Raw genomic sequence first — 20289 nt, 5'->3', positions numbered from 1 at the left:
ACGTTATCTCCCGCCCGCAGGAAGGCTTGTCCCCCCGGGGTGGGTTTGTTAGGTTACTGTCCTAACAAACCCCTTCGAGGGCGGCCGCAGGCCACCTCCCGGGGTTCCCGTGAACCCCGCCCGGGGTTCGGCTCCAACCGGAGAATCCCTCCTGCAGTGCAGCACCGAGAGGAAATGAAGAATGATCCGTAACGGAAAGCGCAAGATCGCGCTCACGGCGGTCGCGGGGGCCTCGGTCCTCGCCCTGGGCCTGACGGCCTGCGGCAGCGGTGGAGGCGGCGACGACGGCGGCAACGCCGACGGCGACCGCGCACTCCGCGTCTGGGCAGGAAGCCAGACGCCGATCACCGCGAACTACAACCCGTTCGCGCCCACCGTGCTCCACGGTGCGCTCGGCCCCATCTACGAGCCGCTGTTCTTCTACAACAAGACGCAGGACGCCGAGCCCGTCGGCCTGATCGGCGACTCGTTCGAGTACAACGAGGACGGCACCCAGATCACGGTGAAGATCAAGCCCGACCTGAAGTGGAGCGACGGCGAGCCGCTCACCGCCGACGACGTCGTCTTCTCCTTCACGTACGAGGCCAACAACCCCGAGGGCAACGGACTCGTCTCGGCCGAGGCGACCGACGACACGACCGTCGTCCTCACCTACGCCACCGCCCAGTACACGACCGAGTTCCAGCGGATGGGGTCGAGCTACATCCTCCCGGAGCACATCTGGAAGGACGTCACCGACTTCGCGAACTTCGCGAACGAAGATCCCGTCGGCTCCGGTCCGTACGTCGTGGACAAGACCACGAGCGAGTCCTACACGCTGGTCGCGAACGAGAACTACCGCGGCGCCGACGAGCTCGCGGTCAAGAAGGTCCAGTACATCGCGGTCGACAACAACCAGACCGCGCAGGACCTGCTCGCCGCCGGCAAGCTCGACTGGACGGGCATGTTCATCCCGAACCCGGACGACGTCACGGGCAACGGCAAGATCGAGTGGATCAACACCCCGCAGGACCCGACCGTCCTCTACACCTGCTCGAACGCCGAGCTCGGCTGCACAGGCCCGCAGACCGACGTCGCGGTGCGCCAGGCGCTGAACGTCGCCATCGACCGCGCCACCATCAAGGACAAGGCGTTCGTCGGCCTGACCGGCGACATCTCGCCCGCGTACACGCTGCTGCCGCGCGACGAGAAGTGGCTCGCCGACCCGGCCAACGAGGTCAGCCCGCAGGAGGCGGACGCCGCCGAGGCCGGGGAGATCCTCGAGGCCGCCGGCTACACCAAGGGCTCCTCCGGGATCTACGAGAAGGACGGCGCTCCGGTCGAGCTCAGCCTGATCTCGGTCGACGGCTGGACCGACTACAACGACGCCGCGAAGCTCATCGCCGAGCAGGCCGAGGCCGCGGGCATCAAGGTGACCGCGTCGACCGTGCAGTGGCAGGAGTTCTCCGACGCCCGACAGGGTGGCGACTTCCAGCTCATCGTCGGCGGTGTCGTCGGCACGTCGGTCGCCGACCCGTTCCAGATCTACCGTGACTGGTTCGGCGGCACCGAGGTCGAGTCCACCAGCCCCGTCGGCACGGAGATCCCGGCCGGTCGCTGGAACTTCAGCCGCTACAGCAACCCGACGGTGGATGCCGCCATCCAGTCCGCGATCAGCACGAACGACGAAGCGGAGAAGAAGGAGCTGTACGGCACGATCCAGTCCGAGATCGTGCGCGACCTGCCGTACATCCCGCTCGTGATCAACGCGACGCAGACCTTCTACAACACGAAGGACTACACGGGCTGGCCGACGGAGGAAGACCTCTACGCCTTCCCGCCGTCCTGGGGTGCGATCGCGGCCGGCTACGTGCTGACGCAGATCAAGCCCGCCGGCTGAGTCGATGAGTCGGGGAAGTAGGAAGTCAGGACAGGTGACATGAAGTTCTATGCACGAAGGATCGGGTTCTACGCGTTCACGCTGTGGGCCGCGATCTCCATCAACTTCCTGCTTCCCCGGCTCATGCCGGGGGATCCCGCCGACATCATGATCGCCAAGATGCAGCGGGCCGGCGGAGAGGTCTCCGAGACCACCATCCGCAACATCAAGCTCCTGCTCGGCGGAGACGACTCGTCCCTCTGGGAGCAGTACCTCGCCTACTGGGGGCGCATGTTCCAGGGCGATCTGGGCGTGTCGGTGACGAAGTTCCCCACTCCGGTCACGGAGCTCATCGCGGGTGCTCTCCCGTGGACGCTGGTGCTCGTCGGAACCGCGACGGTGATCTCGTTCGTGCTCGGCGTCGTGCTCGGGGCGTGGGCCGGCTGGAAGCGCGGCACCTGGGTCGACCATCTCATCCCCGCGACCACCGTGCTGCAGTCCATCCCGTACTTCTGGCTGGCGCTCATCCTCGTCGCCGTCTTCGCCGTGGGCCTGGGCTGGTTCCCCATCTTCGGCGGCTACGACGTCTTCGACTTCCCGGACGGCCCGGAGCCGACCTGGGCGTTCTTCTCGGATGCCGTCGCGCACTCGATCCTCCCGGCGATCACGATCGTGATCAGCTCGGTGGGCGGCTGGATGTTCGGCATGCGCAACATGATGGTCTCCACGCTCGCCGAGGACTACGTCCTCACCGCCGAGGCGAAGGGACTCCGGCCGCGACGCATCATGACGACGTACGCCGCGCGCAACGCGGCCATCCCGTCGATCGCGGGCTTCTCGATCACGTTGGGGTTCGTCGTCGCCGGCTCCATCGTCATGGAGCAGGTGTTCACCTATCCGGGCGTCGGCAAGCTCATGTTCCAGGCCGTCACCAACAACGACTACGCGCTGATGCAGGGGCTGTTCCTCGTGATCACCCTCACGGTGCTCGTCGCCAACTTCTTCATGGACCTCGTCTATGGCTTCATCGACCCGAGGGCTCGCCAGAATGTCTGACACGAAGAACCCGCTCCTCGTGGAGGAGCCTCCTACCGTCGCCCCCGAGGGCACCGTCGCCCTGGCCACGCAGCGTCAGGAGCGCCGGCGCCGCCGGATCCTGCCCAGCACGTCGCCGAAGTTCATCGTCGGCTCCGTGCTCGTGCTCGCCATCGTGCTCTTCGCGATCATCGCGCCGTTCTTCACGCAGAACCCGCGCAGCACCGACAATCCCGCCCTCGCCGCGCCGTCGGCGGAGCACTGGCTCGGCACGACCAAGCTCGGCAACGACGTGTTCGCGCAGCTCGCCGTCGGGGCGCAGGGGTCGTTGCTCATCGGTGTGACGGCCGGCGGCATCGCCATCGTGCTGTCCCTCCTCTTCGGCGTCCTGGCCGGGTACCTCGGCGGCTGGCGGGAAGACGTCCTCGCTCTCCTGACCAACGTCATGATCGTCATCCCCGGACTGCCGCTGGTCATGGTGATCGCGTCGTTCGTGCCGCAGCGCAGCTGGCAGCTCGTGGCCTTCGTCCTCGGCATCACCTCGTGGGCCGGCGCGGCGTACGTGCTGCGGCTGCAGACCCGCTCGCTCCGCACCCGTGACTACGTGTACGCCTCGAAGGTGGCGGGGGAGAAGTCCCTCCGGGTGATCCTCGTCGAGATCATGCCGAATCTGCTCCCGCTGCTGACCGCGCAGTTCCTGTTCGCGATCATCTTCGCCATCCTCGGCGAGGCGGGGCTGTCGTACCTCGGCCTCGGTCCGAACTCCTCGATCACCTGGGGCTCGATCCTCAACGACGCCCAATCCGGTCAGGCCCTCGGCCGCGGTGCCTGGTGGTGGTTCGTGCCGCCGGGCATCATGATCGCGATCCTCGGCGCGGGACTCGCGCTGATCAACTTCGCCATCGACGAGGTCATCAACCCGAAGCTGCGCAACGCGCCCGATGCGGCCCGTCGTCTGCGCAAGGCCGCGAAGGAGAAGGGGGTCACCGCATGAGCGACGCCGTGCTCACCGCCAGGAACGTCTCGATCGAGTACGAGGTCGATCCGCCCGTCAAGGCGGTCCGGGATGTCTCGCTGACTCTCCACCGGGGCGAGATCCTCGGTCTCGCGGGAGAGTCGGGCTGCGGCAAGACCACCCTCGCGTACGGGATGAACCGGCTGCTCAAGGCGCCGGCCCTGATGACCGACGGCGAGATCGTGTTCCACGATCGCGACGGCCATGACATCGACGTCGTCGGACTCGACGGAGACGGGCTGCGCGCATTCCGCTGGGACAAGATCTCGATGGTCTTCCAGGGGGCGATGAACTCCCTCAACCCCGTCATCTCGGTCCGCGCGCAGATCTTCGACATCTTCGACACCCACCGCCCCGGAATGTCGAAGAAGGCCAAGCAGGAGCGCGCCGAGGAGCTGCTCACGCTCGTCGGCGTGGACCCCGGGCGGCTGACGAGCTTCCCGCACGAGCTCTCCGGCGGTATGCGCCAGCGCATGATGATCGCGATGGCGCTGGCGCTCGACCCGCAGGTCATGATCATGGACGAGCCCACCACGGCGCTCGACGTGGTCGTGCAGCGCGGCATCATCCGGGAGATCATGCGCCTGCGCGAGAAGCTCGGCTTCGCGGTCATCTTCATCACCCACGACCTGCCCATGCTCATCGAGATCAGCGACCGCATCGCTGTCATGCTGCAGGGCCGGATCGTCGAGCAGGGCACCGCGGCGGAGATCTACCGCAACCCGCAGCACGAGTACACCCAGCGCCTGCTGTCGAGCTTCCCGTCCCTCACGGGCGAGCGGGGCGACTTCGTCCGCAGCGGCGGCGTCAACCAGGAGGTCATCCGATGAGCGTGGACGGGACGAGGCGCGGCGGCACCCTCGAGGCGAGGAACCTCGTGAAGGATTTCCACCTGCGGTCAGGGTTCCGCACGAGCGTGCTGCACGCGGTGAAAGACGTGTCGTTCACCTTGGAGGCCGGGCGGACCACGGCTCTCGTCGGCGAGTCCGGGTCGGGCAAGTCCACCATCGCCCGGATGCTGATGAAGCTGGAGACGCCGACCTCGGGCAGCATCCTCCTCGACGGCGAGGAGTCCGGCACGCGGGGGGCGGCCCTCGAGCGCTACCGGTCGGACGTCCAGATGGTCTTCCAGGACCCGTTCGCCTCGCTGAACCCGTTCCACACGATCGTGCACCACCTGGAGCGTCCGATCCGGCTGCACCACCCCAAGCTCGACAGTCGCGAGGTGCGGGCGCGGGCGATCGAGCTGCTGGAGCGCGTGCGGCTCACTCCGGGCGAGAGCTTCGCCGAACGGCGCCCGCACGAGCTCTCCGGCGGACAGCGGCAGCGCGTGGCGATCGCGCGGGCCCTGGCCCCCGGCGCCCGGTTCATCGTGGCGGACGAGCCGGTGTCGATGCTCGACGTGTCGATCCGGCTCGGCGTGCTCAACCTGCTCGCCGAGCTGCAGCGGGAGGAGAACCTCGGCGTCCTCTACATCACGCACGACCTGGCGACCGCGCGGCACTTCTCCGACGACATCATGGTCCTCTTCCGGGGCGACGTCGTGGAGCGGGGATCGGCCGACGAGGTGATCCTGAACCCGCAGCACGAGTACACCAGGACGCTTCTGGCGGCGGCCCCCGAACCGGAGAACCTCGGCAGGCTCCGCGACGAGGTCAGGGCGGAGCTCGCGCTGGGCTCCTGAGCGGGCGGGGGAGACCGCTAGACTGAACCCACAATCGAAGACAGGCCGAACGACCGACGCGGGAGAGCCCCGGCGCATGCAGCCGGGCACCGAAGGAGCAAGCCTCCCCGCCAATCTCTCAGGTACGCGTACCGCGGAGGTCCGGCCGCTCTGAAAAGCGATCCCGAGCACCGGGGGATCCGCCGACGGTGAAAGCCCTGCGCTCGCGCGGGCGAAGCTCTCAGGCCCATGACAGAGGGGGAGTTCCCAGGGACGACGTCGTCGTCCCGCCCGACCCAGCCCGGGAGAACTCCATGTCCGACCCCCGCTACACCCCGTTGCGCGAGCGCCATGAGGCGCTCGGCGCCTCCTTCACCGATTTCGGCGGCTGGCAGATGCCGGTGCGCTACACGTCCGACCTCGCCGAGCACCACGCGGTGCGGCAGGCAGCGGGCGTCTTCGACATCTCGCACATGGCCGAGTTCACGGTCCGCGGCACCGGCGCGGCGGCCTTCCTCGACTACGCCCTCGCCGGGCGGCTGTCGGCGCTCGCGGTCGGCAAGGCGAAGTACTCCCTGCTGCTGACGGCGGAGGGCGGCATCGTCGACGACGTGATCGTGTACCGGCTGGCCGACGACGACTTCCTCATCATCTCGAACGCCGGCAACCGCGACGCCGTGCGTCGGGCTCTCACCGAGCGGATCGCGGACGCGGACGCGGGCGCCGTGGAGGTCGACGACGTCTCGGACGACTACGCGCTGATCGCCGTGCAGGGCCCGCGGGCCGAGGAGATCCTCGCGGCGACGGCGGGCATCGCCGACGTCAGCATCCCCTGGGCGGAGCAGAAGTACTACGCGTGGGCGACCGCGTCGTTCGCCGGCGAGCCGCTGCTCCTCGCCCGTACCGGCTACACCGGGGAGGACGGCTTCGAGCTCCTCGTCCCGGCCGCCCACGCGACCGCGCTGTGGGACGCCGTCCTCGACGCCGGCGCGCCGCACGGGCTCGTCCCCGCCGGCCTCGCCGCGCGCGACACGCTCCGCCTGGAGGCGGGCATGCCGCTCTACGGCCACGAGCTCAGCCTCGACACCGCACCCGCCCAGGCCGGCCTCGGCCGCGTCGTGGTCGTCGCGAAGGACCGTTTCGTCGGCAAGGATGCTCCGGCGCCCGCCGACGATGCCCGCATCCTCGTCGGCCTGACGGCCGAAGGACGACGCGCCGGCCGCGCCGGCTACGCGGTCGTCGACGCCGACGGCACCCCGATCGGAGAGATCACCAGCGGTGCCCTGAGCCCGACGCTCGGCCATCCCATCGCGATGGCGTACGTCGACCCTTCTTCCGCGGAAGAGGGAACCGCAGTATTCCTTGATGTGCGGGGGACCCGCATCCCCGCGACCGTGACCGCCCTGCCTTTCTACCGGAGGACAAAATGACCGACCTCAGCGCACTCCGCTACACCGACGAGCACGAATGGATCGCCGGTGACGGCGACACCGTGACGATCGGCATCACCGACTACGCCGCCGAGAAGCTGGGGGATGTCGTCTTCGTCGAGCTCCCCGCCGTCGGCACCGAGCTGACCGCCGGCTCCGTGGTCGGCGAGATCGAGTCCACGAAGTCGGTCGGGGAGCTCTACGCTCCGGTCGCCGGCACGGTCGTCGAGGTCAACGACGCCGTCGTCGACGACCCTTCGCTCGTCAACGCCGAGCCGTTCGAGGGCGGCTGGCTGCTCAAGGTGTCCGTCGCCGCCGGTGCGCTGGACGGACTGCTGGACCGCGACGCGTACGTCGCACTCACGGAGGGCTGATCCGGACGTGGTTGCATTCGCCGATCGTCACATCGGACCGACCGAGGCCGCCCAGCGCACGATGCTCGACGCGCTGGGTCTCGGCTCCGCCGGCAACGGGACGCTGAGCCCGGTCGAGGAGCTCATGCGTCAGGCCGTCCCCGCCTCGATCTACACGGGACCGGAGGACGCGGTCGCCGACTCCCGCATCCCGGTCGCCGCGTCGGAGACCGAGGCACTGGCCGAACTGCGTGCCCTCGCCGCGCGGAACACGGTGAACCGCTCGATGATCGGCCTCGGCTACTACGGCACCGTCACGCCGCAGGTCATCCAGCGCAACGTGCTCGAGAACCCGTCCTGGTACACGGCCTACACGCCGTACCAGCCCGAGATCTCGCAGGGGCGCCTGGAAGCGCTCATCAACTTCCAGACGATGGTGGCCGAGCTCACCGGCCTCACCACCGCGAACGCGTCGATGCTCGACGAGTCCACCGCGGTCGTGGAGGCGATGCTGCTCGCGCGCCGGGCCTCGAAGACCTCCTCCAACGTCTTCGCAGTGGACGCGGATGCGCTGCCGCAGACGAAGGCCATGCTCGCGTCCCGGGCCGAGGCGCTCGGCATCGAGCTGGTCACGGTCGACTTCGCCGCGGGGGAGGAGCTTCCCGCCGAGCTCTTCGGCGTCTTCGTGCAGTACCCCGGGGCCTCGGGCCGTGTGTGGGATCCGTCCGCGGTGTTCGACGCCGCGCACGTCGCCGGCGCGCTCGCCGTCGCGGCCGCCGACCTCCTCGCGCTGACGCTCCTCACCGCGCCCGGCACCCTCGGGGCCGACGTGGCCGTGGGCACGACGCAGCGCTTCGGCGTGCCGATGGGCTTCGGCGGCCCGCACGCCGGCTACATGGCCGTGCGGGCAGGCCTGGAGCGGCAGCTGCCCGGACGTCTCGTCGGCGTGTCCGTCGACGCCGAGGGCAAGCCGGCCTACCGCCTCTCGCTGCAGACCCGCGAGCAGCACATCCGCCGCGAGAAGGCGACGTCGAACATCTGCACCGCCCAGGTGCTCCTCGCCGTGATGGCCTCGATGTACGCGGTCTACCACGGCCCGGATGGACTCCGCGAGATCGCCCGCGACGTCGCCGCCAAGGCGGCCCTGCTGCGCGAGTGGCTCGTCGAGGCCGGCGCCGAGGTCGTCCACGAGCACTTCTTCGACACGCTGACCGTGCGCGTCCCGGGCCGGGCGGCGGAGTACGCCGACCAGGCGCGGGGCGGCTTCGGCATCCTCCTGCGGGTCGCCGACGCCGACACGATCGGCATCGCGGTGGACGAGACGACCACGGTGGCCGAGCTGCACCAGGTCGCGCAGGTCTTCGGCGGGAAGCAGGAGCGCGCCTTCGGCTTCGGCCTCGGCGACGCGGACGCGCTGCAGGACGCCCTCCGCCGCCAGGACGAGTACCTCACGCACCCGGTGTTCCACAGCCACCGCAGCGAGACCGCCATGATGCGGTACCTGAAGAGCCTGTCCGACCGGGACTACGCCCTCGACCGCGGCATGATCCCGCTCGGCTCGTGCACGATGAAGCTCAACGCCGCCACGGAGATGGCCGCCATCACGTGGCCGGAGTTCGCGGGCATCCACCCGTTCGCCCCGGAGGCCGACGTGCGCGGCTACCTGGAGCTCATCGACCAGCTCGAGGGCTGGCTCGCCGAGATCACCGGGTACGACGCGGTGTCGCTGCAGCCGAACGCCGGCTCGCAGGGTGAGCTGGCGGGCCTCCTCGCGATCCGCGGCTACCACCGCGCGAACGGCGACGACCACCGCATCGTGTGCCTCATCCCGTCCTCCGCCCACGGCACGAACGCGGCCTCCGCCGTGCTCGCCGGCATGAAGGTCGTCGTGGTGGCGAGCGACGCGCTCGGCAACGTCGACCTGGACGACCTCCGCGCGAAGATCGCCCAGCACGCCGACGACCTGGCGGCGCTGATGATCACGTACCCGTCCACGCACGGCGTCTACGAGGAGCAGGTCGTCGAGATCACCGGGGCGGTGCACGCGGCCGGCGGTCAGGTGTACGTCGACGGAGCGAACCTCAACGCGCTCCTCGGGTACGCGCGATTCGGCGACCTCGGCGGCGACGTCTCGCACCTCAACCTGCACAAGACCTTCGCCATCCCGCACGGCGGCGGCGGCCCGGGCATCGGTCCGGTCGCGGCGAAGGCCCACCTCGCGCCGTACCTGCCGTCGCACCCGCTCGCGCAGCGCGCCGAGCACTTCGGTGGCCACACGTTCGAGGGCGCGGTGATCTCCGCGGCCCCGTACGGCTCTGCGGGCATCCTCCCGATCTCGTGGGCGTACGTGCGCATGATGGGCGCCGAGGGGCTCCGGCGCGCGACCGCCGCGGCGGTCCTCTCGGCGAACTACATCGCCGAGCGCCTCGGCGGGCACTTCCCGGTGCTCTACACGGGGGAGAACGGACGGGTCGCGCATGAGTGCATCCTCGACCTGCGTCCGCTCAAGGAGGCCACCGGCATCTCCGTCGACGACGTCGCCAAGCGCCTGATCGACTACGGCTTCCACGCGCCGACCATGTCGTTCCCGGTCGCCGGCACCCTCATGGTGGAGCCCACCGAGTCGGAGGACCTCGACGAGATCGAGCGCTTCATCGAGGCCATGATCATGATCAAGGCCGAGGCGGACGCCGTCGCCGCGGGGCGCTGGCCTGCGGACGACAACCCGCTCGTGCACGCCCCGCACACCGCGGTCTCGCTCATCGCGGGGGAGTGGGCGCACGCCTACACCCGCGAGGAGGCCGCTTATCCGGTGCGCTCGCTGGTGGCGGCGAAGTACTGGCCGCCTGTCCGCCGGATCGACCAGGCGTACGGCGACCGCAACCTCGTCTGCGCCTGCCCGCCGATCGAGGCCTTCGCCTGACACGGACCCGCACGACGAACGGCGTCGCGCCCGCCTCCCGGCGGCGCGGCGCCGTTCGCGTTGCGCCATGTTTCGGTCATGTGACAGATGGTCACCACTCAGTAACAGTTCGTTAGCTGAACGTCCTGGACGCGCGACCACCGGGTTACGCTCAGGTATCCCTGCGCGCTCGATGATGAGCCGCGCAGAATTCCCACGTCCACAGGAGGACAAAAGTGAAGCGCAACAAGATCGCCCTCGCGGGCAGCGCACTGTTCGTGATCGGCGCCCTGACCCTAGCAGGCTGCGCCAGCGGCGGCGGCAACTCGGGAGACGACGGCAGCGGGGCGAAGGCTGACCCGGACGCCATCATCACCACGAACGGCTCCGAGCCGGAGAACCCGCTCATCCCGACCAACACCAACGAGGTCGGCGGCGGCAAGATCCTCGACGAGATCTTCGCCGGACTCGTCTACTACGACGCCGAGGGCAAGCCGGTCAACGACATGGCCGAGGAGATCGTGACCGAAGACCCGCAGCACCTCACGGTGAAGCTGAAGGAGGGGCAGACCTTCTCCGACGGTGAAGAGGTCACGGCCGACAACTTCATCAAGGCGTGGAACTACGGCGCCCAGGCGGAGAACGCCCACCTATCGAACTACTTCTTCGAGGACATCGAGGGCTTCCAGAACACCGACGAGGTGTACGGCGCGCAGGGCGACATGACCGGCCTCGAGCAGGTGGACGACTACACCTTCAAGATCTCCCTGAACAAGCCGGCCGCCGACTTCGCGCTGCGCCTCGGCTACTCGGCGTACTACCCGCTGCCCGACGCGGCGTTCGAGGACATCGACGCCTTCGGCGAGAACCCGATCGGCAACGGTCCGTACAAGCTCGACGGCGAGGGCGCCTGGCAGCACGACGTGCAGATCGACCTGGTCCGCAACGACGACTACGAAGGCGGGCGCCAGGCGAAGAACGGCGGTCTGACGATCAAGTTCTACGCGACCCAGGATGCGGCCTACGCCGACCTGCAGGGCAACAAGGTCGACGTCATCGACGTCATCCCCGCCGTCTCGCTGCCGACGTTCCAGGACGACCTCGGGGATCGCGCCGTGAACCAGCCGTCCGCCGTGTTCCAGTCGTTCACGATCGGGCAGTTCCTGCCGCACTTCTCGGGCGAAGAGGGCATCCTCCGTCGCCAGGCCATCTCGATGGCGTTCGACCGCGACCAGATCACCGACAAGATCTTCTTCGGCACCCGCACCACGGCCTCCGACTTCACGTCGCCGGTCATCGACGGCTGGTCCGACTCGATCGCGGGCAACGAGGTCCTGAAGTACGACCCGGAGAAGGCCAAGGAGCTGTGGGCCGAGGCCGACGCGATCTCCCCGTGGGAGGGCGAGTTCAAGATCGCCTACAACACCGACGGCGGCCACCAGGAGTGGGTCGAGGCCGTGACCAACGCGATCTCGAACACGCTGGGCATCGAGGCCTCGGGCGACCCGTACCCGACCTTCTCGGTCATCCGCGAGGAGATCAACAACAACAGCATCAAGACCGCTGCCCGCTCGGGGTGGCAGGCCGACTACCCCGGTCTGTACAACTTCCTCGGCCCGCTCTACGCGACCAACGCCGGCTCGAACGACGGTGACTACTCGAACCCCGAGTTCGACAAGCTGATCGCCGACGGCATCAGCAACACCGACACCGCGGCCCAGGTCGAGGAGTTCACCAAGGCGCAGGAGATCCTCTTCAACGACCTCCCCGCGATCCCGCTGTGGTACTCCAACGTGACCGGTGGCTACGCCGACACGGTGGACAACGTCACCTTCGGCTGGAACTCTGTCCCGCTGTACTACGAGATCACGAAGGCTGCCGAATAGGCCTGACGGAGCTCGCAACCGCGAGGCGGTGACGGTCTTCCGTCACCGCCTCGTCGGGTGCTTCCGTCCTGCCTGTTCGCGACCGCCCGAAAGCGACAGCGGATGCTCAGCTATATCCTCAGACGTCTTCTCCAGGTGATCCCCGTCTTCTTCGGGGCCACCCTGCTCATCTACTTCCTCGTCTTCGCGATGCCGGGAGACCCGATCCTCGCGCTGTTCGGCGACCGCACGCCCAGTGAGGCCCTCGTCAACGCGCTCCGCGAGGAGTACCACCTCAACGATCCGTTCCTGGTGCAGTACTGGTACTACATCACCGGTGTCTTCCAGGGCGATCTCGGCGTGACCTTCTCCGGCCGACCGGTCTCCGACGTCCTCGTCGACACCCTGCCGGTCACGGGGCGTCTCGCGATCATGGCGATCGGCATCGAGTTCACCCTCGCGATCTCCGTCGGCACCATCTCGGCGCTGCGCAAGGGGAAGCTCTTCGACACGACGGCCCTGCTCATCGCGCTCGTGGCTCTCGCCATCCCGATCTTCGTGATGTGCTTCCTGGCGCAGTACTTCCTGGCGATCCAGTGGGGCTGGTTCAGTCCGACAGTCGGGTCCGACAACGACTGGGGCGGCCTGTGGCTCCCCGCGCTCGTCCTCGGGTTCAGCCTGTTCGCCGTCAGCATGCGCCTGATGCGCAGCTCGGTGATCGACACCCTCAACCAGGATTGGGTGCGCACGGCCTACAGCAAGGGGCTCTCGCGGCGACGCGTCCTCCCCGTGCACGTGCTGCGCAACTCCCTCATCCCGGTCATCACCAACTCCGCCACGAACTTCGGTGTCCTGCTCGTCGGGGCCACCGTGACCGAGGGGATCTTCAACATCCCCGGTGTCGGCAACACGCTCTATCAGGCGGCGATCCGCGGGGAGGGGCCGACGGTGGTCTCCTTCGTGACGGTGTTCGTCATCCTGTACGTGCTGGTGAACCTTGTCATCGACCTGCTCTACGGTCTACTCGACCCGAGGATCCGCTATGTCTGACCCCACCACACAGAAGCACTACGTCGCCCCGGTCGAGACCGAGACGATCTCCGTCGATGCCGTCCGCGTCGGCGACAAGCCCAGCAACCTGTGGCGAGACGCCTGGCGCGACCTGCGCCGTCGACCGTTGTTCTGGTTCTCGGTGTTCCTCGCCGCCGTGTTCGTGCTGATGTCGTTCTGGCCGACCCTGTTCACGCAGGTCAATCCGCGCGCCTGCGACCTGATGTACAGCAACGAGGGCCCCACGCCGGGCCATCCGCTCGGCTACAACTTCCAGGGGTGTGACATCTACGCGCGTGTCGTGTGGGGTGCGCAGACCTCGCTGGCCGTCGGTCTGATCGCGACCGTGATCTCCGCGGTCCTCGGCCTCATCATGGGAGCCATCGCCGGTTTCTACGGCGGCTGGCTCGATGCCCTGCTCTCGCGCGTGGGGGACATCTTCTTCGCGATCCCGTACATCCTCGCTGCGCTCGTGGTGATGACCGTGCTGTCGGACTACCGGTCGGTGTGGACGCTCGCGCTCGCGATCGGTGGGTTCTCGTGGGCCTCGACGGCTCGCGTCGTGCGCGCCGAGATCCTGCGGGTGCGTCAGGCCGACTTCGTCATGGCATCGCGCGCTCTGGGGCTGTCGCAGTTCAAGACGCTGGTGACCCACGTGGTTCCCAACGGGATCGCACCGCTCCTGGTGGTCTCGACGCTCGGGCTCGCCGCCGCCATCGTGGCCGAGGCCACGCTGTCGTTCCTGGGCGTCGGGCTCGACGGCACCGTCGTCTCCTGGGGCAAGGACATCAGCCAGGCGCAGGCGGCTCTGCGCGTCGCTCCGATGTCCCTCATCTATCCGTCGATCGCGCTCACCCTCGCGGTGCTCGCTTTCGTGAGCCTCGGCGAGCTCATCCGAGACGCCATCGACCCGAAGGCGAGGGCTCGCCGATGAGCGACCGCACCACCCCACAGATGCCGCTGCTGAGCGTGCGCGACCTCACCGTCGCGTTCCGCACCCAGGGCGGGATGCGCGAGGTCCTGCACGGCGTCACGTTCGACGTGATGCCCGGTGAGACGGTGGCCATCGTCGGCGAGTCCGGCTCGGGCAAGTCGACCACGGCGACCGCCATCGTCGACCTCCTCCCGGGCACGGGAACGATCACGGGCGGGTCCATCACGCTGGAGGGCCGCCCGCTGACCGGGCTGAGCCGGCGCGACATGGAGGCGGTGCGCGGTCGAGACATCGGTTTCGTCCCGCAGGACCCGATGTCGAGCCTGAACCCCGTGTGGAGCATCGGCTTCCAGGTGAAGGAGGCCGTCCGCGCGAACGGCGTCGCCCAGGGGCGCGCCGCGGCGAAGGCGCGGACGATCGAGGTGCTTCAGCAGGCCGGATTGGCGGATGCCGAGCGTCGCCTGCACCAGTACCCGCACCAGTTCTCCGGCGGGATGCGCCAGCGCGCGTTGATCGGGATCGGCCTCGCCGCCGACCCGAAGCTCCTCATCGCCGACGAGCCGACCTCGGCTCTCGACGTGACGGTGCAGCGGGTCATCCTCGACCACATGGCGTCGCTCACGCGCGACAAGGGCACCTCGGTGCTGCTGATCACGCACGACCTGGGACTCGCGGCCGAACGCGCCGAGAAGATCATCGTCATGAACGGCGGCAACATCGTCGAGGCGGGCCCCAGCCGGCAGATCCTGGAGAACCCGCAGCACCCGTACACGAAGCGACTGGTCGCCGCGGCGCCCAGCGTCGCGTCGCAGCGGATCCAGGCGGTCGTGGAGGACCGGGGCATCGAGACCCTCGACGACCTGGCCGACCTCCCTCCGACGGTCCGCGTGGCCGGCTTGACCAAGGACTACAAGATCCGGCAGGGCAACTTCCGCAGCGAGGCGTTCCGGGCGGTGGACGACGTGTCGTTCGAGATCCCGCGCGGAAAGACGCTGGCCCTCGTCGGCGAGTCGGGATCCGGCAAGTCCACGGTCGCCAAGATGGTGCTCAAGCTGGAGGAGCCGACGAGCGGGACGATCGAGATCGACGGGCAGGACGTGTCCCATCTGTCGAACGCGCAGTCGTTCGGACTCCGCCGGCGCATGCAGCCGGTGTTCCAGGATCCCTACGGATCCCTGGATCCGCTGCGGAACATCGGCAACACCATCGCGGAGCCGCTGCAGATCCACGGCGTCGGCGACCGGGCCTCGCATCGGGCTCGCGTGGAGGAGCTCCTGGAGCAGGTCGCCCTGCCGCAGGCGCTGGCCACGCGCTACCCGAACGAGCTCTCCGGCGGACAGCGGCAGCGCGTGGCGATCGCGCGTGCGCTGGCGCTCAAGCCCGACATCATCGTCCTCGACGAGGCGGTGTCGGCACTCGACGTGCTCGTGCAGGACCAGATCCTGCAGCTGCTCGCCGAACTCCAGTCGGAGCTGAACCTGACGTACCTCTTCATCACGCACGACCTCGCGGTCGTCCGGGTCTCCAGCGACCTGGTCTGCGTCATGGAGAAGGGCAAGGTCGTCGAGCAGGGGACGGTCGACGAGATCTTCGCGAACCCGCAGGAGGAGTACACGGATCGTCTGCTGCAGGCGATCCCCGGTGCCTCGATCCCGCTCGGCGGCCTCTGAGGTGGCATCTCCCGGACACCCCGAGGGCGCACGGACCTACCGTGCGCCCTCGGGCACCGTCGTCTTCGTCCTCAGCATCCTGCTGGTGCTGTTCCTGCTCGGGGACACCGTCGTCAACGGCAGCATCGTGCAGGCGCTCCTCGTGGCGCCCTGGCTGCTGCTCGGGCTGTGGATCGTCTACGAGACCGCTTTCGTCTCCTTCGTCCGCGTGGATCAGGAGGGGGCCGTGGTGCAGAACCTGCTGCGTCGCACGACCTTCGGCTGGGCGCGTGTGCAGGACATCGACATGCGCTGGCAGCTCGAGTTCACGCTGGACGACGGCCGCACCGTGAGCTGTTGGGGCGGACCGGCCAAGGCACGTCCGCCTCGTCGCTCCCGTGATGAGGATGCTGAGGTGAAGGTGCCGTCGGCGCTCCGGGTGCTCACCGGCATCCGCGACCTGTGGAGCGCGGCACCCTCGACGGCGGACGCCCCGGTCCGACGCAGCTGGGACGGCCCGGCCCTCATCGCCCTCGCTGTCATCGTGCTGTGGGCCGTCGCGGCGCTCGTCGTCGTCAACCTCGGCTGAGCGCGCCTCAGCCGGGAAGACCGAACAGGGCGGGCCAGGTCGCCGCGGCCCAGGGATAGCCGACGAACGCCGCCGCGTCGATGAGGAAGTGCGCCACCAGGAACGGCAGCAGCCGACCGGTGCGGTGGTAGAGCCACCCGAACAGCAGCCCCATCGCGAGGTTGCCGATGAAGGCACCGGGCCCCTGATAGAGGTGGTACGTCGCACGGAGCACGGAGGTCGAGACGATGATCGTCCACGGCGACCATCCGAGCTGCCGCAGGCGGGCGAACAGGTACCCGAGCACGACGAACTCCTCCTGGAGCGATGCGCGGGCGGCGGCGAGCAGGAGGATCGGCACGGTCCACCAGTGCGCGTCCAGACCCGCGGGGTTCACGGCCACGAACAGTCCGAGCGCCCGCCCGCCGAGGTAGAGCGCCAGCCCCGGCACGCCGATCGCGAGGACGAGGAGCACGCCGCGGCCGACGTCGCCGGCCACCCGGGTGCCGTCCAGGCCGAGGCGCTCCAGGTGCGGGCGACGGCGCTGCCAGAGGAGGAAGCACACGAGGAGCACCGGCACCAGGGCGAATCCGATCGACAGCACCTGATAGATGAGGTCGAACACCTCCCGGTCGCTGCGGGAGGGGTTGAGGGTGGCGGTCTGATCCGCGAGGGGGGTGTCGTCCGTGAGTCGATAGGCGAGCTGCACGATCGCGTAGACCGCGGACTGGCCCAGACCCAGGGCGAGCACGATGGCGATCTCCCACCACAGGCGCCCTCGACCTTCATCGCGCGGCTCGTCCCTCCGGATGGGCGCGGTCGACGGCGTCTGCGGCACCGGGGGAGTCGGGTCGGGGAGGGTCACGGGACGATGGTACGACGTGCGTTCAGGAACCCGATCCGCGCGTACGTTATCCTGGAACGTCGGCTTCCCGGCGCAACCCCACACTCTTTGAGGACCCTTGTATGGCGCACGCCCTCCGCTCTGACCTCCGCAACGTCGCAATCGTCGCCCACGTCGACCACGGCAAGACCACGCTCGTCGACGCGATGCTCCGCCAGACGGGCTCCTTCGGCGAACACTCGCACGTGGAGGAGCGCGCGATGGACTCCAACGATCTGGAGCGCGAGAAGGGCATCACGATCCTCGCCAAGAACACGGCGATCACCTACAAGGGCAAGCACGCCGGCGGCAAGGAGATCACGATCAACGTGATCGACACCCCCGGCCACGCCGACTTCGGCGGCGAGGTCGAGCGCGGCCTGTCGATGGTCGACGGCGTCGTGCTGCTCGTGGACGCGAGCGAGGGCCCGCTGCCGCAGACCCGCTTCGTGCTGCGCAAGGCGCTCGAGGCCAAGCTCCCCGTCATCCTCCTGGTCAACAAGACCGACCGTCCGGACGCCCGGATCGCCGAGGTCGAGGAGGAGGCGCACGACCTCCTGCTGGGCCTGGCCTCCGATCTCGTCGACGACGTGCCCGACCTCGACGTCGACGCGCTGCTCGACGTGCCCGTGGTCTACGCCTCCGGTCGCGCCGGTGCCGCGTCGCAGAACCGTCCGGCCGACGGCTCGCTGCCCGACAACGACGACCTCGAGCCGCTGTTCGAGGCCATCCTCGAGCACGTCCCGGCCCCGGCCTACGACGACGAGGCCCCGCTGCAGGCCTGGGTCACGAACCTGGACTCCAGCCCCTTCCTCGGTCGCCTCGCCCTGCTGCGCGTCTTCAACGGCACGCTCAAGAAGGGCCAGACGGTCGCGTGGGTTCGCTCCGACGGCTCGACCAGCAACGCCCGCATCACCGAGCTGCTGAAGACCCGCGCTCTGGAGCGCTACCCGGCAGAATCCGCCGGCCCCGGCGACATCGTCGCCATCGCCGGCTTCGAGGACATCACGATCGGCGAGACCATCGCCGACCCCGAGGACATCCGTCCGCTGCCGGCCATCACGGTCGACGACCCCGCGATCTCCATGACGATCGGCACGAACACCTCGCCGCTCATGGGCAAGGTCAAGGGGCACAAGCTCACCGCCCGCATGGTGAAGGACCGCCTGGACCGCGAGCTCATCGGCAACGTGTCGCTCAAGGTCGTCGACATCGGCCGTCCCGACGCCTGGGAGGTGCAGGGCCGCGGTGAGCTGGCCCTCGCGATCCTCGTCGAGAACATGCGCCGCGAGGGCTTCGAGCTCACGGTCGGCAAGCCGCAGGTGGTCACCAAGAAGATCGACGGCAAGGTCTACGAGCCGTTCGAGCACCTGACCATCGACACGCCGGAGGAGCACCTCGGCGCGATCACCCAGCTCCTCGCGAACCGCAAGGGTCGCATGGAGAACATGACCAACCACGGCACCGGCTGGGTGCGCATGGAGTTCGTCGTGCCCTCGCGTGGTCTCATCGGCTTCCGCAGCGAGTTCCTCACGACCACGCGCGGCACGGGAATCGCCAACGCGATCTCGCACGGCTACGAGCCGTGGGCGGGGCAGATCACCACCCGCCAGAACGGCTCGATCGTGGCCGACCGCTCGGGTGTCGTCACCCCCTTCGCGATGATCGCGCTCCAGGAGCGCATGTCGTTCTTCGTGCAGCCGACCGAAGAGGTCTACGAGGGCATGGTCATCGGCGAGAACTCGCGCGCCGACGACATGGACGTCAACATCACCAAGGAGAAGAAGCTCACCAACATGCGCTCCTCCACGGCCGACAACTTCGAGTCGATGACGCCGCCGCGCATCCTCACGCTGGAGGAGAGCCTGGAGTTCGCGCGCGACGACGAATGCGTCGAGGTGACTCCGGAGAAGGTCCGCATCCGCAAGGTGATCCTCGACCAGACCGTCCGCGGTCGCGAGGCCTCGCGTCTCAAGCGTCAGGACGCGAACGCCTGATCGCACCGCACTCCTTTCGAGAGGGCCCCACGCCGCCTGGCCGCGTGGGGCCCTCTCTCATGAAAATCCCAGGTGAGGGCTAGTTTTCGTTCAGGTTGATGACGCAGACTCGTTGACTTGCGCCCGGGGCGAGCTCCCGATGAGTCCCCGATATGGGCGTACGACGACCCGAAAGTCAAAGCCTTGCTTCAGAAGACCCGTGCGCTTCGGCGCGCCTCCGACGCGGCAGCCGCTCGCGCCACCGTCACCCGTACACCCCTCATCGCCCTCGGCGCCGCCACGGCCGCGCTCGTCGGCATCACCCTCAGCGTGGGACTCGCCTCCGCCCCGGCGGCCGGAGCGGAGCGCTCCGACGCCACCTCCGCCGTCACGAGCCACGACCTCGGCACCGAGCCCCTCACTCGGATCGCCGATCAGGCCGTCATGACGGTCTCGAACGCGATCGATGCGGTCGCCGCGGCGAAGAGCCTGTCCACGGAGGTCGCCGAGTCGGGCCTCGACGTGGGCGCGGCGGCGTCCGTGGACACCACCGCTCTCGAGGACGACCTGGAGACCCTCGCCGATCGATCCACCCTCCCGCTGGTCCTCATCACCGTGACGGCCGAGCAGGCCGAAGCCGAGACCGAGAAGGTGGTGACGGCCACCGCAGACCTCCAGGAGGCCTTCACGGCCGCGCAGGAGAAGAAGGCGGCAGAGGACGCCGCCCGCGCCGCCGAGGAGAAGGCGGCGGCCGCAGCGGCGGCGCTCGCCTCCGCGAACACGCCGGACGGGGCTCGGGCCACCGCACAGCAGATGATGGCCGACCGCTACGGCTGGGGCGGCGACCAGTTCTCCTGCCTGAACTCGCTGTGGAACAAGGAGTCCGGCTGGAACTACCAGGCGTACAACAACGATGGGGGAGCGACCGGCATCCCGCAGGCGCTGCCCGGCAGCAAGATGGCCTCGGCGGGTGCCGACTGGCAGACGAACGCCGCCACCCAGATCGCCTGGGGCCTGCAGTACATCGCCGACGCCTACGGCACCCCGTGCAGCGCCTGGGGACACTCCCAGGCCATGAACTGGTACTGAGCCGCAGAGCGGGCCCCTC

Annotated in this window: 16 protein-coding genes and 1 riboswitch; of the genes, 15 read left to right on the top strand and 1 reads right to left on the bottom strand. The window is 68.7% G+C overall.

Translation table 11 applies throughout. From position 1 onward, the window contains the following. The first annotated feature begins 181 nt into the window (after positions 1-181). The 13 genes from AB0300_RS10970 to AB0300_RS10910 all read left to right on the top strand — a co-directional run bounded on the left by AB0300_RS10970 (position 182) and on the right by AB0300_RS10910 (position 16343). The gene (locus AB0300_RS10970) at positions 182-1879 is read left to right on the top strand and encodes an ABC transporter substrate-binding protein (RefSeq protein WP_025102931.1); all 1698 of its coding nucleotides are present in this window, start codon (positions 182-184) and stop codon (positions 1877-1879) included. Between the two features lie 39 nt (positions 1880-1918). Then, positions 1919-2914, top strand: a complete 996-nt coding sequence (locus tag AB0300_RS10965; protein ID WP_025102932.1) for an ABC transporter permease — start codon at positions 1919-1921, stop codon at positions 2912-2914. Next, complete coding sequence (locus AB0300_RS10960; RefSeq protein WP_025102933.1) at positions 2907-3887, top strand: ABC transporter permease; 981 nt, start codon at positions 2907-2909, stop codon at positions 3885-3887. The genes AB0300_RS10965 and AB0300_RS10960 overlap by 8 nt, the downstream gene beginning before the upstream one ends. Continuing rightward, positions 3884-4738, top strand: coding sequence for an ABC transporter ATP-binding protein (locus AB0300_RS10955; protein WP_025102934.1), 855 nt, complete (start codon positions 3884-3886; stop codon positions 4736-4738). Before AB0300_RS10960 ends, AB0300_RS10955 begins: the two co-directional genes overlap by 4 nt. Continuing rightward, positions 4735-5592: an ATP-binding cassette domain-containing protein gene (locus AB0300_RS10950; RefSeq protein WP_303708283.1), complete on the top strand. Its 858-nt coding sequence runs from the start codon at positions 4735-4737 to the stop codon at positions 5590-5592. Before AB0300_RS10955 ends, AB0300_RS10950 begins: the two co-directional genes overlap by 4 nt. Before the next feature lie 49 nt (positions 5593-5641). Then, positions 5642-5736, top strand: a riboswitch (glycine riboswitch). A 149-nt stretch (positions 5737-5885) separates the two neighbouring features. Further along, a complete protein-coding gene (gcvT, locus tag AB0300_RS10945) occupies positions 5886-7001 on the top strand; it encodes a glycine cleavage system aminomethyltransferase GcvT (protein WP_085606589.1) in 1116 nt (371 codons plus the stop codon). Next, complete coding sequence (gene gcvH, locus AB0300_RS10940) at positions 6998-7375, top strand: glycine cleavage system protein GcvH (RefSeq protein ID WP_025102937.1); 378 nt, start codon at positions 6998-7000, stop codon at positions 7373-7375. Before gcvT ends, gcvH begins: the two co-directional genes overlap by 4 nt. 7 nt (positions 7376-7382) lie before the next feature. Beyond that, positions 7383-10277, top strand: a complete 2895-nt coding sequence (gcvP, locus tag AB0300_RS10935) for an aminomethyl-transferring glycine dehydrogenase (protein ID WP_366215996.1) — start codon at positions 7383-7385, stop codon at positions 10275-10277. 215 nt (positions 10278-10492) lie between these two features. Continuing rightward, entirely contained in the window at positions 10493-12142 is a 1650-nt protein-coding gene (locus AB0300_RS10930) for an ABC transporter substrate-binding protein (RefSeq protein ID WP_366215995.1), read from the top strand. A 102-nt stretch (positions 12143-12244) separates the two neighbouring features. Then, on the top strand, positions 12245-13171 hold the full coding sequence (locus tag AB0300_RS10925) for an ABC transporter permease (RefSeq protein ID WP_025102940.1): 927 nt from the start codon (positions 12245-12247) through the stop codon (positions 13169-13171). After that, entirely contained in the window at positions 13164-14105 is a 942-nt protein-coding gene (locus tag AB0300_RS10920; protein WP_025102941.1) for an ABC transporter permease, read from the top strand. The genes AB0300_RS10925 and AB0300_RS10920 overlap by 8 nt, the downstream gene beginning before the upstream one ends. After that, positions 14102-15775, top strand: coding sequence for an ABC transporter ATP-binding protein (locus AB0300_RS10915; RefSeq protein WP_366215994.1), 1674 nt, complete (start codon positions 14102-14104; stop codon positions 15773-15775). Before AB0300_RS10920 ends, AB0300_RS10915 begins: the two co-directional genes overlap by 4 nt. Before the next feature lies 1 nt (position 15776). After that, positions 15777-16343, top strand: a complete 567-nt coding sequence (locus AB0300_RS10910) for a PH domain-containing protein (protein WP_366215993.1) — start codon at positions 15777-15779, stop codon at positions 16341-16343. Positions 16344-16350: 7 nt separating this feature from the next. Here AB0300_RS10910 and AB0300_RS10905 read toward each other — a convergent pair whose 3' ends face one another. After that, complete coding sequence (locus AB0300_RS10905; protein WP_249521546.1) at positions 16351-17133, bottom strand: type II CAAX endopeptidase family protein; 783 nt, start codon at positions 17131-17133, stop codon at positions 16351-16353. 155 nt (positions 17134-17288) lie between these two features. Between AB0300_RS10905 and typA the strand changes: the two genes are divergently transcribed. Beyond that, on the top strand, positions 17289-19202 hold the full coding sequence (typA, locus tag AB0300_RS10900; protein ID WP_025102945.1) for a translational GTPase TypA: 1914 nt from the start codon (positions 17289-17291) through the stop codon (positions 19200-19202). Positions 19203-19385: 183 nt separating this feature from the next. After that, positions 19386-20270, top strand: coding sequence for a phospholipase (locus AB0300_RS10895; protein ID WP_315108337.1), 885 nt, complete (start codon positions 19386-19388; stop codon positions 20268-20270). The last annotated feature ends 19 nt before the right edge of the window (positions 20271-20289 follow it).

Origin of the sequence: Microbacterium sp. NPDC078814 (assembly GCF_040702645.1) — a bacterium.
Lineage (GTDB): Bacteria > Actinomycetota > Actinomycetes > Actinomycetales > Microbacteriaceae > Microbacterium.
This window is presented reverse-complemented; position numbering and strand designations above follow the sequence as displayed.